14 protein-coding genes and 1 pseudogene are annotated in these 16013 nt (G+C 66.1%); 4 read left to right on the forward strand and 11 right to left on the reverse strand.

What is annotated here, in order from left to right; genetic code table 11:
• Positions 1–766: 766 nt before the first annotated feature.
• A complete protein-coding gene (locus IF46_RS0128325; RefSeq protein ID WP_030491448.1) occupies positions 767–1729 on the reverse strand; it encodes a helix-turn-helix transcriptional regulator in 963 nt (320 codons plus the stop codon).
• A gap of 92 nt (positions 1730–1821) precedes the next feature.
• On the opposite strand from IF46_RS0128325, the gene IF46_RS0128330 reads away from it, so the two are divergent.
• Positions 1822–2190, forward strand: coding sequence for a VOC family protein (locus IF46_RS0128330; protein WP_030491449.1), 369 nt, complete (start codon positions 1822–1824; stop codon positions 2188–2190).
• An 892-nt stretch (positions 2191–3082) separates the two neighbouring features.
• Here IF46_RS0128330 and IF46_RS33470 read toward each other — a convergent pair.
• Entirely contained in the window at positions 3083–3442 is a 360-nt protein-coding gene (locus IF46_RS33470) for a DUF6355 family natural product biosynthesis protein (RefSeq protein ID WP_051724236.1), read from the reverse strand.
• A gap of 237 nt (positions 3443–3679) precedes the next feature.
• Complete coding sequence (locus IF46_RS0128340) at positions 3680–4660, reverse strand: helix-turn-helix domain-containing protein (protein WP_030491451.1); 981 nt, start codon at positions 4658–4660, stop codon at positions 3680–3682.
• Between the two features lie 226 nt (positions 4661–4886).
• Between IF46_RS0128340 and IF46_RS0128345 the strand changes: the two genes are divergently transcribed.
• Positions 4887–5192 (forward strand): hypothetical protein, encoded by a 306-nt coding sequence (locus IF46_RS0128345; RefSeq protein WP_030491452.1) that lies wholly within the window; start codon positions 4887–4889, stop codon positions 5190–5192.
• 577 nt (positions 5193–5769) lie between these two features.
• Positions 5770–6180 (forward strand): hypothetical protein, encoded by a 411-nt coding sequence (locus IF46_RS0128350; protein ID WP_157563593.1) that lies wholly within the window; start codon positions 5770–5772, stop codon positions 6178–6180.
• Positions 6181–6302: 122 nt separating this feature from the next.
• Here IF46_RS0128350 and IF46_RS0128355 read toward each other — a convergent pair whose 3' ends face one another.
• From IF46_RS0128355 to IF46_RS35800, 7 genes and pseudogenes are all read right to left on the reverse strand, one after another.
• The gene (locus IF46_RS0128355; RefSeq protein ID WP_030491454.1) at positions 6303–7334 is read right to left on the reverse strand and encodes a DUF808 domain-containing protein; all 1032 of its coding nucleotides are present in this window, start codon (positions 7332–7334) and stop codon (positions 6303–6305) included.
• Between the two features lie 285 nt (positions 7335–7619).
• The gene (locus IF46_RS0128360) at positions 7620–8090 is read right to left on the reverse strand and encodes a hypothetical protein (protein WP_084598088.1); all 471 of its coding nucleotides are present in this window, start codon (positions 8088–8090) and stop codon (positions 7620–7622) included.
• A 398-nt stretch (positions 8091–8488) separates the two neighbouring features.
• A complete protein-coding gene (locus tag IF46_RS34585; protein ID WP_157563596.1) occupies positions 8489–9106 on the reverse strand; it encodes a hypothetical protein in 618 nt (205 codons plus the stop codon).
• Positions 9107–10270: 1164 nt separating this feature from the next.
• Positions 10271–10543 carry a hypothetical protein gene (locus IF46_RS0128370; protein ID WP_030491457.1) on the reverse strand — a complete coding sequence of 91 codons (273 nt, stop codon included), beginning with the start codon at positions 10541–10543 and terminating at the stop codon, positions 10271–10273.
• 65 nt (positions 10544–10608) lie between these two features.
• Positions 10609–10734 (reverse strand): hypothetical protein, encoded by a 126-nt coding sequence (locus IF46_RS35565; protein WP_269640217.1) that lies wholly within the window; start codon positions 10732–10734, stop codon positions 10609–10611.
• A 328-nt stretch (positions 10735–11062) separates the two neighbouring features.
• The gene (locus IF46_RS0128380; protein ID WP_030491459.1) at positions 11063–12040 is read right to left on the reverse strand and encodes a hypothetical protein; all 978 of its coding nucleotides are present in this window, start codon (positions 12038–12040) and stop codon (positions 11063–11065) included.
• Between the two features lie 157 nt (positions 12041–12197).
• Positions 12198–12763: pseudogene (locus tag IF46_RS35800) on the reverse strand (DUF4913 domain-containing protein).
• 120 nt (positions 12764–12883) lie between these two features.
• Here IF46_RS35800 and IF46_RS0128390 point away from each other — a divergent pair.
• The gene (locus IF46_RS0128390; protein ID WP_030491460.1) at positions 12884–13294 is read left to right on the forward strand and encodes a hypothetical protein; all 411 of its coding nucleotides are present in this window, start codon (positions 12884–12886) and stop codon (positions 13292–13294) included.
• A 1758-nt stretch (positions 13295–15052) separates the two neighbouring features.
• Here IF46_RS0128390 and IF46_RS0128395 read toward each other — a convergent pair.
• Positions 15053–15985 carry a helix-turn-helix transcriptional regulator gene (locus IF46_RS0128395; RefSeq protein WP_084598089.1) on the reverse strand — a complete coding sequence of 311 codons (933 nt, stop codon included), beginning with the start codon at positions 15983–15985 and terminating at the stop codon, positions 15053–15055.
• Positions 15986–16013: the final 28 nt, after the last annotated feature.

Raw genomic sequence — 16013 nt, forward strand, 5'->3', positions numbered from 1 at the left:
TTGCCCGTGGAATCGGTGTCTCAGATGACGGAACTGCGGCGGACTTCACTCCGCCCACCCGCAACGCTCTACATCGATCTTCAGCACACCTGCAGGCGCGGCGTTAGGCGACCCGAGACGCCCGGCCGGCGCCAGCCACCCTGGGAACAGCGCCACCTGACCACTTCGCCCTTCAACAGGACGCCGCACCGACTCTGACCTGCGGAGATGAGAAACCGCAGGCAGGGGTGGGTGCAGTTGCGGGCCGTCGGGTGCAGTTCGGTGCAGTTGAAGGCCGTTCAGTGCACCCTGTTGCTCCCCACCTGCTCCCCCGATCCCCGGCTCGTGACCATGCTGCGGCCGCCGACCGGCCGGCGGTGGATGGACCCCCAGGTCGTTCCTTGCCAGATCGCGGTCGCTGGCACGAGGTACGGTCATCGGACCAGCACCTCCTCGTAGCTTCGGCTATGGATGACGGCGGCGCCCCACCGGTATGGGGAGCAAACAGCCGGCGAGGTATACGAACTCCCCTACCAGGGGCTTGGACGCACTAACGTCGTAGACCGGCCTGCCCAGCGTGCGGCACCGGTACCGCACGTCACTGGCCCAGGGATGGCAGCACCGTTCGAGCCGGGCCAGGCTCCGGGGAGCCCGCTCATCGTGGACGAGCTCCCGAACGGCTCAACCGAGGTCCAACAGTTCAGCCGCAGTCGCGCGGATCGCGGCATGAGAGTGAGTTGATTTGACGCCAGGATGTGCATCCTCGCGGACAACCAGATATTGCTGGTCAGGACGTTGGTGACGGCGCATAGTGGTGGGCAAGGTTGGTGGCGAGGGCGCGGAGGTGAGCCCTGGCTTCGGTGGGGCCGTGCACAGTGATGGCGTTCCCGAACGGCAGCAATGCTCGTACGTCCTCAAGATGCATGAGGCGTATTGTCACCTTGTGGCCGGCGGCGGATTCCTCATGGTCCCGGACGAGTCGTAGACCAAAAATCCGTTGCGCTCGCTTGATCTGGGTCTGGTCGATGGTGGCGCTGACCTCTACCGCGTGGTTGTGTTCCCACTGATCAATGAGCGCTGCAGCGACGGTGGCCAGGGTCTGGTTCTCGCGGATCCGTCGCGGCTGGTCGACTTCTTTCCACGTCGTGATCCGTTCGAGTCGGTACATCCGTGGCACTCGGGAATAGTCGGCGACGAGATACCAGATGCCGGCCTTGGCGAACAGCCCGTAGGGATCCACGACCACGTCGCGTGGGCATGACTCGCGTGGGCTGTCGTACACAATCTGTAGCCTGCGACCTCGTCGCACCGATCCGATCAGCGAAGCCGGAGTCGTGCCGGAAGCTCGTGACTGGTGCCAGGGACGGCTGTCCACGTGCACTACGTCGGTGAGAGGCAGGAGCTCATGAACTCGACGTGGCTGTGTAGCGGCGATCTTGGACAGCGCGCGCTGGCTTTCGACCGATGCGTTGAGCTCCGCGCGTTGTTTTTCATCCAGCCCGATGAGCGAGAGATGATCACGCTCGCCCGGTGTGAGTCGCGTGAGGTCGAGTCCGGATCCGGGCAGCATGGTCACGCCACCGAGGCGGCCCCTGTGTGCGGTCACGGGCAGTCCAGCGTCGCGGAGCCAGTTCAGGTCCCGGGTGATGGTTCGGAGGGAAACCCCGAGCGCTGAAGCAAGTTCCTGTGTGGTCGCGCCATCCCTCGATTCGAGGAGCAGCATCAGGGCGAAGAAGCGGTCTGGGGTCACACACCAAGTTTTTCAGGAATTGCGACATGATGCGGCGCATATTCCGGCCAGGCTGGTGGATGCGTACCTACGAGCGGTGAGAAGGAACAACCATGACCACGTCCGTCGTGTCCATCGTCTATGTGAACGACGCTCCCGCCGCAGCTCGTTTCTACGGCGACCTCCTCGGCATGAGCCCTTCGTTCGAGACTCCGGGATACATCACCTTCGACCTCGGGCCAGGCGCTGACCTCGCTCTGTGGTCCGGCCAGTTCGAGGATCTGTCGCCGGACGTCCCGCGTACCAGTGAGGTTTGCCTGGCCATCGACGGTGGACGACCCGACGAGGTCAACGCGATCTTCGAGCAGTGGCAGTCCAAGGGCGTCACGATCCTGCACGAGCCTCATGACGTGGGGTTTGGGCTGACCTTCCTCGCAGCCGATCCTGACGGGAACCGTATCCGGGTCGCACCGCGGGGCTGAAAGGCCACAATGCGGCAGGCGCGCACGTCAGGTGTCGCGCCTGCCGTTGTCTGCCTTCGAGAGGACGACGATTGCCCGACGTCGATGGTGCACTTCTCGGAGGTGTACACCTGCGGGCTACCGCGATCTTCTCGGAGGTCATCTTGCTGGGCCAGCCACCGCGGCGCGCAACCGACATCCGGTGAGTGACTTCCGCGCTGCCAGTCAGGCGAGAAGTCTCAGCTCAACCTGCTCCAGTAACACTCGTAGGGGAACAGCAGCCCACGCGCTCACATCGAACGTGCGGACGTCGCCCTACTGCCTCCGCGGGGATGCCAACGCTGACGCCTTCGAATCCTCCGAAGAGGTCACCGTTCTGGAACCCCTGCTCAGAGGTTCGCCAGTGGGATCCGAGTCTCAGCTCGCGGGATCCGTACCGACGCAACCGCGACGACAGCCAGAGCCACGCATCGATGCGGGCTGGCCTCGTGATTGGAACCGGCAGGCCTCAGTTCAACAGCCAGCACCAGCCAGTCGGGAAGTTGGAGGCTTGACCTCTTCGCTCTTCACTGGGAGGTCACGCCGCACCGCTCGATTTCGCCAAGAGCGTCGTAGGATATTGGCGTCTTGACGGAGCGCGATCGGCCAAGGGTGCCGAATGCGACTCGCGGTCAATGAGCTCTTTTCATCGTGACGGGGCTGGTCAGGGCGGTGGGGTGGGGGCAGGGATCGACGTAGGGCGAGGCTCCCGGTCAGGCAGCAGTCGAGCAAGATCCGATGCCCCAACCGGAAGCCTCGCTGTTGTCCTACCCTGCCGCGATTCCCCTGTCCGACCGCACCCTCATTTGCCTCGCTGACCTGATCCGCAACCGCCGAACGCAGGTGGAGAATCGCGCAGCGCTTGGCTGGCGGTTCAACAAGTTTGGCCCGAGTACCAGGCGTTGGATACGGCGTTGGCGCCGCCGATGTCCCACGTTCCCGGGCCGATGCACCAGGTCCAGTCGTCGCGGGGCCACGTCGCGTCGACGTAGATGAGCACATGGGTGCTCCCGCAGTGGTTGTACCAGGCCGTCACCGCGTCTTCGTAGTAGCCGCAAACCTGCGCGGCGACGTCCTCGCTGCCGGGCTTGGCCTGCTCCGAAACCGCGGTGGTTTCGGGTTGGGACAGGCGGGAGGCGGCGCCCGGACTTGCCTGTGCCACGGTCCCGGACAGGGTGAGTGCGCCGAGGATCGCGGTCACTGCCGAGATCCGAAACGCCGATCTGTACCACATTTTCACAATGGTCTCCTGTCAGCCGCCGCTGCGGCCTAGATGATGCTGCTGGCTGCATGAAATGATCGATGTACTTCCTCGCGCTCCTTCCATCGCGAAAACACGGACCGATGTAACACGCTCAAGTGAACCTTTCTCCGTAAGCCGGAATCAGATTCAACCCTGACTGAGCGGACTTCCTAAGATAAGAGTGCAGGCCACAGCCGGGTCTGTCGTTACTGGTAAGCGCACAAGTCTTTAGTCTGCGCGTACTCTCGCGCACTGCTCGCGGAACTGGCGTGGCGAAAGGCCGTAGGCGCTGCGGAACGCCTGGCTGAAGTGTGCCGGGCTGGTGAACCCCCACTGGGCGGCGATCGTGTGGATCGGGCGGGCGCCTAGTTGGGGGTTGGCGAGGTCGCGTCGGCACTGCTCCAGGCGACGCTCGCGGACCCAGCCGGCGACCGTGCGCCCTTCCTCGTGGAACAGCTTGTGCAGGTATCGCAACGAGATGTGATGCGCTGCGGCGATCGCGTCCGGTGTCAGGCGCGGATCACCCAGATTCTCTCGGACGAAGGCGTGGATCTGAGCCATCATCGCTCGCCGTTGGGTGTGGGAGGGCACCGCGCTTTGGACGTCCAGCGCGTTGGCCAGTGCCGCTGTCAACACGTCAATGGTGAGGGTGGACAGCCGGGCGGCGTCCAACGGACTGAGTTCGTCCATGTGCCGGGCAAGGCGCAGCAGGAATTGTGAAGACAACGCGCCGATGCCTTGGGCTCCAGGGATGCGAACTGCGCTCAGGCGCCGCAACTCCCGAGGGGGCAACGGCAGTAACGAGCGCGGGAAGCGCAGGAGCAGCAGCTGACTAACTGGCGCATCCGGGGTGAATTCGGCCACGTAGGGCCGGGAGGTGTCATACAGTATCAGGTCCCCCACGCCGAAATCTGTGCGCTGGCCGTCTTGCGTGATCATGCCGCCACCGCGCACAAGGCAACCCAGCTTGAACACCTCGGGATCGGCCTGCCGAATGAGCTTGGGAGTACGGTGGACCGAGTGCGGCATCGTGGTCATTAATGTCGCCTGCACGGGACCGAACTCGCTGATTCCGACCTGAGCCCGAAATCCGGGCTCCGACTGCGATTCACAGCGTAAATCGTAGGGCACCCAGAGCTTCGAGTTTACCTCGCGCCAGAAGGCGAACCCGTCTTCAACCGGGACCTCGGTGGTACTGACTACGTCCATGACTCACCTTCGCGCTGTCGCTGCAGGGGTCAGACCACGATAGCTTGGCGTCGATATAGCGGCGTTGCGATGTTATGGTGCGGGTCAGGCATTGAGCGCTCTTCATCGTGATGGGCCTGGTCGCGATGGGTGGCAGGCAGCGTGTGTCGACATAGGACGAGGCTCCCGGTAAGACAGCCGTCGACCAAGACCCGATGCCCCAAAGGGAAGAGTCGGAGGGACTGGCATGGGCAACGCGACGTGGGGCGCCGGCCACCACACGGGCGTCGGAGAGGGGCTCGCCATCGGCGAGGAGATCGGCCGAGCGATCGGCGAAGCTGCCGGCGTTAAGAAGGACGTGGCGATCGGCATCGCTGCGAGCGCCGTCGTCGTGGCAGCTGGCGTCGGGCTCTGGCGGCGCGACCCATGGAAGCTTGTTTCGAAGCACCTCTTGGGCCGTGAGCAGGACCCTGCCGCCGTGGACTTGAACCCGGTCGCCGAGCAAAGCGTCGACGACAATCAGGACGCCCGCGAAGGCGCTCCGAGCGAATAGGTTGGCACCTCTGCCACTTCGGGACCTCCGGGTGCCTTCGCGGATGGCTATACCTGATGCGCTCTCTGATCAGCCTTGTGCGGACGCAGCTCTACCGCCTCTCCCAAGGGCCAGCGCTGACGCCTTCAGATCCGCCGAAGAGGCCATCAGCCTGAAGGGGCTGGTCAGGGCATCGCCCGTGGGATCGGTGTCCCAGATGCCGGAACCGCCACGGACTCCCGCAAGCGCACTCGCAACGCCTCACATCGATCTGCAGCACATCCCCGGACATGGCCTTAGGCGAACCAGGACACGAGCCGGCGCCAGCTATCCAGGGTGTCGCAACGACTGACCACTTCGACCTCCACTGGGAGGTCACGCCGCACCGCTCGGCCTCCATCACCGCAGGTCAAGGCCCCTCGTCTCTGTCCGCCGTTGGTGAGCACTTCGGGCGCGGACACTTCTTCGCCAACCTGCACCCAATCTGCTCCCAGTCGCAAGGCCCGCGCAACCAATGACTCCTCACCGCCTTGACCTGCGCACACTCCCTCGCCTTCTCGGATGCCGCGTCTTATCAGGTCATGGCAGGCTGTTCGGCATGGGCTCTGCCGACGATCGTCTCCGTCTGAGGCTAAGGATCAACAACGGCCTGCTCCTCGTGCGAGATGATGTCGGCACTTGGCTAATCCATGGCGCCGCCGACGGGTTGGTCTACCCGGCCGGGGACCGGCTGGTGTGGCTGTTGCCACTGCTGGAGCGCACCCCGAGCGACGTCAGTGCGGAACTGTCTGATGTGCCTGTCACCGACACACCGCTTCCCGCCCTCGTGCGGTTCGCGCTCACCGCCTGGGGAAGCTACTGGCCGACACTGGCACTCGATTGGTTGGACGCCGGCTGGCCTACCCGGGATCTGCGCGACGTACTGGCCGACATGAAGGACTCGCGCGAATTCTCCCAGCCGATTCGGGACCGAGCACTTCGCCTCTGGCACGCCTCGGCACCCGCCTGACGGCCTGACAAGCCCGAGTCTCGGAGCCTCCTCGACCAACGCCGGACCTACACCGCGCTGCATTGGCGCTGCGCACCATGGCTGGGGTCAGACCCCCTGGTCGAGTTGCGGTGACTTTGCGGTCAACCGCGCGGCGCCCGGTCCGTAGGAGCGTCGAGACGCCGAGCTGCACGGCTCGGCGGCGCGGGGATGGTGCCGTCAGCACGAGTCGTGGCCGCCGCAGCCGCAGCCTTGGATGTGCGGCGGTGGAGCGTGAGAGTCATGACCAGCACGACCAGCGCTCCGACGATCAGCCCGAGGATCGCGCTGGCCACCGTGTTGACAAGCCAGCCGACGAGCCCGCCGAGAACACCCGTGGCATCGTGGGCGGCGACCTCCACGTGGTGCACGGCCTCGTACAGGAAGTGCAGGTTCAGCTCGTTCGTGCCTAGCAGCAGGATGTGCCCGCCCACCCACAGCATCGCAGCGGTGCCGACTACCGTCAGCACGGTGAGAACCACCGGCATCGCCCTCACCAGACCGCGGCCGAACGTGGCGACGGCGCCGGAACGTTGCGACAGGCGCAGCCCAGCGTCGTCCATCTTTACGATCAGGGCCACCACGCCGTACACCAGGACGGTTATGACGACGGCGACGACAGCCAGGATCGCCAGGCGGGACCAGAACGCCTCATCGATCACCTCGTTAAGGCTGATGACCATGATCTCCGCCGAGAGGATCAGGTCGGTTCGTACCGCCCCAGACACCAGTCTCGTCTCATCCTGCACCTTCTCCTCGCCCGCGCCGGAGGCACCGTGATGGGCGATCTTGGCCCACACCTTCTCCGCGCCTTCATAACAGAGGTAGGCGCCGCCTAGCATGAGGATCGGAGTGAGCAGCCAAGGCACGAACTGACTGAGCAGCAGCACCGCCGGCAGGATGATGAAGAACTTGTTGCGCAGCGACCCCACGGCAATGCGCTTGATAATCGGCAACTCGCGCTCGGCCGCCAGGCTCCGCACGTACTGCGGCGTGACGGCAGCATCGTCGACGACGACACCCGCAGCCTTGGCGCCGGCCTTCGCGGCGGCCGCCCCGATGTCATCGATCGACGCTGCAGCGGCCCGGGCCAGCACCGCCACGTCATCCAGCAGGGCTACGAGTCCACCGGCCAAGGGAGGGTCCTTCCAGGGTTGCGCAGAATTCGAACTGGACCATTCTCGCTCAGGTCCCTGCGCGCGGCATGCCACCGCCCGGTCGCATATCGGGCGAGAGCCCGAGGTGAGCGACTATCACGCTCGGCCGGCGACCCGCCACCACCTAGCAGGCGCGCACGGTCGGCGGCAGAAGCGGACGTGGGCGGGCACGCGTCGCCGTAAGCGTTCTCCGGCATCATGATTGCCGCCGACGTATCCACCCGACCCATAGACGACAGTCATCCCTGAGCGGATGCGGCGATGCTACGGAGTGCTCTCCCTTCGCATGGGTTCCACGCCGGCGGCCGGCACCGTCGCGATCACGTAATCCTCGGCCAGGTCCGGCTGCACGTCGACCATCGCATTCCTACCGACGTAGCGGACGACGAACGTGGTCTCGCGCAGCCACATCTCATCGTAGTCGGCAAGACTCCCTGGCACCTCACCCACGAGTCGCACTTCGTCACCCGGCTTGAGCGGGGCATCTGCCGGAGCCTCATCGCGTTGGATGGCCGTGATCGCGTGGATGAGAGTCTTCAGCGGCTCGGTGTCCGCGCCGTAGTGAACCAGATGGCCAGCCTGGCCGAAGATGACATCGGCCTGGGACCTGCTCAAGTCGGCGAGCGCCTCGGCCGCACCGGCCGCTAACGCCGGACTCCCCGACGTGTCGAGTTGCGCCGCCATCGCCAGGAGCAGGCGATCGATGACAAGTTCCCTAGTCTCCTCGTCCGTCACCCGGCGAGCCTATGACCCCGCCGAGGGCACCGTTGTCGGCCAGCGCGTGCAGGGTCGACTCCGGTGTCATGCAGACAGCGAGTCCGTCGGCATCCGCACATCGGCATGAGCGGACGCCGCCCTACCGCCTCTGCGGGGACGCCAACGCTGAGGCCTTTGGATCCGCCGAAGAGGTCATCGTCGAGGAAGACCTGCACACAGATTTGCCGGTGGGATTTAAGTCGTCGCCGAGGTGCCCGGCTGGCGACCCTGACGCTGTCGAGCGGATCAGCCCTACACATCGGGACGGTACGTGGTGCTGGGTTGCGCTCGGATGTGGATGGGCGTGCGCCCGTACGACTGCGACCGATCGTCGGGGTCCCGCCCGACCCGCCGGTCAGCCGGCCGGCTGACCGCAGTCACCCGCCGCAAGCGTCCTGCAGGTTCACCTGGTACCAGCGGTCGGCCGTGATGAGGTGGAGCACCGACCCGCGGCCGACGGCCGTCACTCGAGGTGGCAGCGGGGCGCCGTCGGGCAGGACGAGCTGGTACTCGCCGATGACGCGCATCGCTTCGCCGTCCAGTGCACCCACCACGAACCGGTGACGCTCGTGCCCGTACCCGCCGAGGAGCCCGATACGGTCGCCGCTGATCGTCAGCGCTGTGGCGCCGTCGATCGGGTTGCGCCATCCGGTGACCTCGTCGCCGCTGACACGCACGATGGGAAAGTCCGTGTAATAGCAGGTCCAGACCGTGTCGTCGGTGACGTTGAGGGCGTAGCAGTCGCTGATCGCGCCCCAGCCGTTGTCAACGTGGGATGGGAATTTCCACCCTGGCTTCAGCTCGGGTGTGAAGCGGATCAGGCCTGTGGCGCCGATCGGTGGCGGGGTATCGCTGTCGCCCCAGCCGTAGTTGCCGTACACGCCTTCGTCGAAGTACCCGACCCACACCTCACCTGAGGTGGTGGTGAACATGTGCTCGATGCCGTCGCCGAGGGTTGCTTCCGCCTCGACGTTTCCGTCGCTGTCGTAGATCACGGCGTTGTGGTCCGGACCGTCGGGGCGCCACCGGCACCGCGCACCCACCACCAGCACCCGGCCCTGGGGTAGGGGCTGCAACGAGGGATGGGCGAGCGTCAGCCCAGGCAACGGGGTGATGTCGATCCTCTCCCCGGTCTGTCGGCTCGATCGCGCTACGACGGGGCGCTCGGTAGTCGGGTTAGGAAACGTCGCCCAGCCAGGTTGGGTGGTGACTGATCGCAGAGCCGCCTCATCGCCAGGGTTGGACCACAGCGCGACAAGGTCACCGTCGGGCCCGATCGACGCCGACACCAGCACGTCGCCCTCGTCCGGCTTTCGCAGCGGCACACCCGGGTTGAGCTTCCACGCCGACCCCGCCCCACCGGCCTTCCGTCGCGAGCGGCCGTTCCATCCCTTCACCCAGGTACCTAATCATCCCGCCATGCCCAGCCGCCAACCGATTCCACCGCCGGCGCCGTCGGACGACTCGTAAACCCCCTACCAGAGGACCGGCACTGGTTCGCTGCGTTCCTTGTCGTCGCCCGCGTCCGGTGGCGGCGACACCTTACTGAGCGGCCCTCGCTGCTGCCCGGGCTGCAAGTAGGCACCTCACGGAGGTTTCCAGCCACCCCAACGGGGCGTGTCCGCCACTGCCGTCTCCGCTAGAGCCGCACGTCGATGCAGGATCGTCCCGGCGACTGGCGTCGGCGGGCCCAGGGCGACAAGTCGGCACCAGGCAGGCGGGGAGCAGCCAACGATGACCACTTCGGTCTTCTCTGGGAGCTCACGCCGGACCGCTCGCCCACATCACCGCAGGTCCAACACCCGCCGCCCTGTCCAGCAGAGGCGGGCACTTCGGGCGCGCTGACCACTTCGCCAACCTGCACCCAATCTGCTCCCAACTGCAAGGCCAGGCCACCCAGCAGCTCCTTACCGCCGTGACCTGCGCGCACTCCCCCGTCAGGAAACATGGAGAACTGTCGACTGCTGCCCGAAACCGCCGAGCACTCCGCGGTGAAACAGGACGCCGCACCGACTCTGACCTGCCGCAACGTGGAGCCGCAGGCAGGGGTGGGTGCAGTTGAGCACCGTTCGGCGCCGTTGGACGCTTCAAGGCCGTTCAGGGCACCCTGTTGCTCCCAGTCTGCTCCCCCTGGTCCGGTCCCGGCACCCCCTTGTAAGTCACAGGCAGCACCAGCAATACAGATCTTCGCCCGCGTCTCGCGCGCGCTGAGCAAGGGCGGCCATCTTCTCGATGACAGGCAGCATCTCGTCGTCAGACCGTGGCCCACTCCACGCCAGTTCCTCGGTCCGCCCCCATTGCGCCGACAACTCCAGCACCTGGTCGTTACTGATGGAGGCGAGGGTGTCCCGCGCGGCCCGGTCCAGCGACATCAGCCACGGTCCGTCCAGCTCGTCCCCGCTCCACAACAACTCAAGGTCGATCAGACTCACACCCCAGTCGACCTGTCAAACGAAGCTCACCAGCTTGCCGAGGGACACGGTCGCCTCGATGCCCTTCAGACCAACCGCATCCACAGCCATGCCGCTGCGGCTGACAGCCAACGGCCGCCCTCGAAATCCTCCATCAACCTGACAGCCGCAGCGTCGCCGTTGGCCCGGAAGTAGTCGTACAGCACACCCATGGCACGCGCTCCACTACAGGGATACGACAGCGGATGCCCCCACATCCGGGAGTCCGTCAGGATGCAGGTCATGAGTTCCGCAATCCGGCTGCTGCGATACCGTTCGGCCCCCGTGACGTGCGGATACTGCCGTTTGTGACGCTAGCTCGCATCCTGGTGCGTTCTCTGACACACGGGGCGGGGCCGATCTGCAGGCTGCCGGCCCACTCTTGCCAGACCCGTCCGCCGCCGCATGCGTACCCACCATCCTGCCACCACATCGTGAGGGTACGAGGCAATCGCCGCGTCGATTGCGAGCCAGTGGCTGTGACCGACTTCGATAAAGTCCCTAGTCGGGACGCCCCTTGCCGCGATACACCTCTCCGTTGGTGAACTCGAAATGCAGCCGAGAGAACGGATTGCGCCACGACGGCTCTTCCCCCGGTTTGCGACCCCAGTAGTCGGCAGTCGCGGCCCGGGCCCAGAACCAGGTGGTGACGAGTACGAGCCAGCCGGTCTCCAGGAGCGCCCGCGGTCGATCGGCCGGATCCATCACCCACAAACCCAGGCCGAAAATGGTGGGTATGGCGACAGCGGCGCCCCAGGCGCCCCAGAACGACCGAACGATCGCCCCGATGATCAGCGGGAAAAAGAAAATCTTGACGAGTTCGCCGAGCAGAACCGGCTGAGGGTTGACCGTGACACCCGCTGTGGTCTGCATGGCGCCCAACGACCTGATCGTCACCAACGGGATGTCGGGGTGGAAGGTGAAGTAGAGGACCACCACGGAGATGAGCACCTTGACTTGGAGGAGCCGTCGGCGCCGCCGAGCACTCGGCGGCATCGGGCCGGTCTCGGGAGGCAGCCGGAGCAGGTCCAGCACGCGGCCCAACCGGCCCGGATGCACGCGCGGTGGTGGCATCGGGCCGACCAGGCCGAGGCGTCGGGCCCGGAGCACGTCGACCGACTGGAGGGTCAGCAGGAAGAGCTGGGCGTAGACGAACACCATGACGGTGATGACCGTGCTGACGATGAGCGATCGCGACGGGTTGGCGGGGGCAACTGTCGCGCCCACTACCAGCGGGGTGACGCCGCACGGCCAGACCGGCCACGGAACCCGGTCAATACCCCACACCGCCACCGTGCCCAGCAGGAGCAGCGGCAAGATGCCGAAGAACATGAAGTTCCGGACGAAGCCGTCGTAGATGTCGATGGTCAGGGCAAAGTAGGTGATGACGACGAGCGCCCAGCCGCCCGCCCCGGCAACGGTGAACTGCAGGGGCCAGCGGTGCCGGAGCCGGTCCATGGCCCGCTCCAAGGCATCCATCGCCGTATTCACCGCACCATCAAAGCAGACCCGAGTGACGGCCGAGGCTCAACTCTCATCCACAATGGATGAAGGTCGCTGATGGTCGCTGATGTCCACCGGCAAGACCCACCTGCCGGCGGCTCCGCCGTGCAGCAGACGCGGCGATGCTGCGGAATCAGATGCTGTCGCGTCGGGGAGCTGCGCGAGCACCTCTGGCGGTGCCGGTTCGATGGGCAGCGGCCGGGACTCGGTGTGTTTGTCGGGGCCGCACCTGCGGCCCGTATTCGGCGGCGAGCGCGGCGAGCTGGGGGTCGAGGTGGTCGCGCCACCAGAGGCTCATGCCGGTCTTGGGTCGCTGACCCGCAGCGTCTCCCAGGCCCGCCAGAGCGCGTACAGACGGGAGATCGCTTCGGGGTGCGCCCACCACCGCAGGCACCAGTTGTTCTCGCTGGTCGGCCCGAAGGCGAGGCGCCGCTCAACGACGTGGGCGAGGTAGTCGCCGACGAACGCCTCCACGTTGCGATAGACCGGTTCCGCGTCGGCCGGCTCGGCCGCCGAGGGCTCGACGGCCGGCGGGGTTGCGCCCGGGTCGCCGGCGAGTTGGCCCGAGTAGCGCGCTGAGGTCGGCGACGGCGTCGGCGGCCGTCCCGGCGGTGGAACGGTTACACGACAACGGAATCCTGCCCTCGATGGGCTCCGTCGGCGACAATCTGGCAGCCCGCGGTTTCGACGCTCTGGCACCGCTCTACACCTCGAAGACTGTGATCAACATCGCTTGACGTGGATGGCTGTACAGCCTGTGCTGCCGTCACCTACAGTGCGATTCCGCCAGGACCATGACCGACGAAGAGGGCTGATCGCGTGTCGGCTTACGGTCGTCATGATGACGAGTGGGACGTGCTGGTGCGCGCGGGCAGGCAGTTCCTGCGCGAGCGGGCGTTGATGGAGCGCGACACGTCCTACACCGAGATGAGTGTGACGCTGGCGCGGCGTACGGGCTACCCGGCGTTCGACTTCTCGGAGCAGGCCGACCGTGCTGCAATGGGCTTTCTGCTGGGCCGGATCGTCCGGGAGACGTATCCGGTTGTAGGGGCGATGATCTCGGCGCTGGTGATCTACCTTGATGCGAACGACGCCGGCCCAGGCTTCTATCAGCTCGCGCAGGACATGGGTTTACTCCAGAAGGGTGCTTCGAAACAGGCCCGCGAGGCTTTCTGGATCCAGCAGGTACGAGGGACATTTGACCATTTCCGTGCAGGTGGCCGGCTTTGAGTTTGAGCCTGACCGTGCCGGCTCTTGCCTGGAGCGGTTGGCTTCCGCTCGGCGAATGCGCCGCTCGCCTGCAAGTGCCACGAGGCCCGGGGCTGTACCAGGTGAGGCGGATCGGTGACAGCGCCCTCGCCTACGTGGGGCAGACCGGTGGGCTGCGACGCCGACTCGGTCAGCTATGCGTCCTTTTTCGAGAGGAGATGCCGTACAACGACCCCCATACGGCCGCTCCCTGTCTCTGGGTCATGCGCACCGCCGAAAGCGCCAGTTTTGAGTTCTCCATCGCGGAGTTCGCCGGGGACGTCAGGGATCGCAAGATGGCCGAGTGTGTGGTGCTTTCCCAGCACCGAGCGCGATTCGGCCGCTCGCCGACGGCGAACTTTGGACGCATGCCGGACGGGTGGGTCAAGTCCACGGGTAACAACGCGGCGCTTGTCAAGGCAGGCCGCCGGGCACGTGGTTACCAGGACGCTCGCGCTTCCCGGCCTGCCGACCAGGGCTCAGTCCTTGACCTTGGTCGGGCTCCGACGGCGTGTGACTGGGCCCAGCTTCCCTGGAGCTCCAGGAGTTCAGGGCCGGCGGTGGGTGTCTACCGAATCCGTCGCCCCGGTCAGGCGCGCCTCGCGTACATCGGCCAAGGGCTGGTCCAGGCCCGACTGGCCGCTCATGCCGCCAAGAGCCGACTTGAAGGCCACCGGCAACGCGCCGCGTTCAGCCAACCCCTCGAAAGTTCCTGGGCAGGCTTACCAGGCTGCTCCCTGACACAACTGCTTGAGATCGAGTGCGACCTGATCGCCAGTCACGCCCTGACAACAGGAATCGCGCCCGAGGCTCAATTTCTGGGGTGACGGAGGGTCGCCTCCAGATCAACCGTCGATGCAGCGACCTCTTCGGACCCGCCGAAGATGTCACCGCAGAGGATGCGCTGGCCACCGCGTCGCGGATGGGATCGGTGTCTCAGCTGACGGGACAAACTCCTGGCCCGGCAGGGTGGAACTGCACGACCGCCATCGATGTAAGGCAGGTCTGGCCCCGTAGTGACCGACGACCCGTGACCCCAGGGACAGAAGCTAAGCCGGGGAGCAGCGAGCCCCGACCCCTTCGGAATCCACCACGACGCCGCACCGACTCTGACCTCCGGGAACACGAAGCCGCAGGCAGGGTGGGTGCAGTAGAGCGCCGTTCGGTGCCGTTGGACGCAGTTCAGGGCCCTTCAGGGCCCTTCAGGGCACCCCACTGCTCCCAGCCTGCTCCCCTAAACCTGGCTCGCACCGGGCCGCCGACCGTCGACCGTCGACCGATCGTGAGCTACCGGCCCAGTACTTTGGTTGGCATCAGCGCTGGCTACCGCAGCCGCATCGGTCGATCGGGAAGCACGCTCAGGATTGCCCCGCCTATGTCAGCGGCATGAGCGTGCACGAGCTGCGCTGGCCGCCGTTCCTGCCGAAGCGTTTCCGTCCGCGGACGCTCGCCTGCTGCATTCGGTGCAGTCAGCCAGGAACCGAGAGTGCTCACGTCGGCGTGGTCGAGATGTCGATCGGGGTGAGGTGGCATTGGCCGATGGCGTGTACCAGGGATCGACCGTCGGGAAGTGGCCGGTCGATGCGTGCTGGCAGTCACACGCAAGCAGCGATCTCCCTTACCGACGCGGGCGCCACGGGATTCCAGTGCGTACCCGCCACCGGATCCCGTCGATGATCAGCGCAGCAGGACGGCGTACTCCGGGGCGAACCGGAGGACGCCGTCCTGACGGCCGACGAGTCAAGCGGGATCGGACACGCTTCCCGTGTCGAGGAAAGGGCGGGCCCGCGTTTCGGTCAGCGAGCTGCGACCGGCCGTTGTGGTGTTCGTCTGCTGCTGGTTAGCCCAGAGCGCAAGCAAGCGCAGGTTGTCATGCGACGGGCTGCCCGGGTCGGTGGTGTAGATGAACAGCGTCTGGTCCGGGTCGCCGGACAGCGCCAGTGCCTCGTATCGGATGGTGATCGGTCCGACGGCGGGGTGCGTCATACGCTTGGTGCCGTTCGTACGCTCGTGCACCTGGTGCCCGTTCCACCACATACGGAATTCTGGGCTCTTGATGGTCAGCTCCCCGACCAGTTCGCTGAGCTGGGGATCGTCGGGAAACCGCCCGGCATAGAGGCGTAAGGTGCCCACCACCTCGGCTGCGACTGTCGGCCAGTCGAGCAAGGCATCGCGGGCGGCCGGATCGAGGAAGACCCACCGCGTGTAGTTGCGATGGCGGGGTGGCAGGCGGGTCCAGTCGGTGAGCAGGGCGCGCGCCAGTGTGTTCGACGCGAGGATGTCCGTGCGGTTACCGACGATGAAGGCTGGGTGGTCGCCCAACGAGGCGATCATCTGGTGCATTGCCGGGCGGACCCGCTGGACGGGCGCCTGCCTGGCGCGGCGCCGGACCGGCCGGGCCAGGTCGGCGAGGTGGGCGCGGGCGGCGGCGTCTAGCTGGAAGACCCGCCCGAGGGCGTCGAGGACAGGCTCCGACGGGCTGGTGTGCCGGCCCTGCTCCAGCCGGGTGTAGTAGTCGACGCTCATCCCGGCGAGCTGGGCCACCTCCTCCCGGCGCAGACCGCGCACCCGCCGCACGGTCTGACCAACATTTCCAGGAAGGCCGGCTTCCGCCGGCGTCATGCCCGCCCGGCGCTTCCTCAAGAAGTCACCCAGATCTGCCCGTCCTGCCATGACTCCATGATTGCCCTGGTGGAGGCAT

The sequence above is a fragment of the Micromonospora chokoriensis genome (assembly GCF_000718555.1).
In the GTDB taxonomy this organism is placed as follows: domain Bacteria; phylum Actinomycetota; class Actinomycetes; order Mycobacteriales; family Micromonosporaceae; genus Micromonospora; species Micromonospora chokoriensis_B.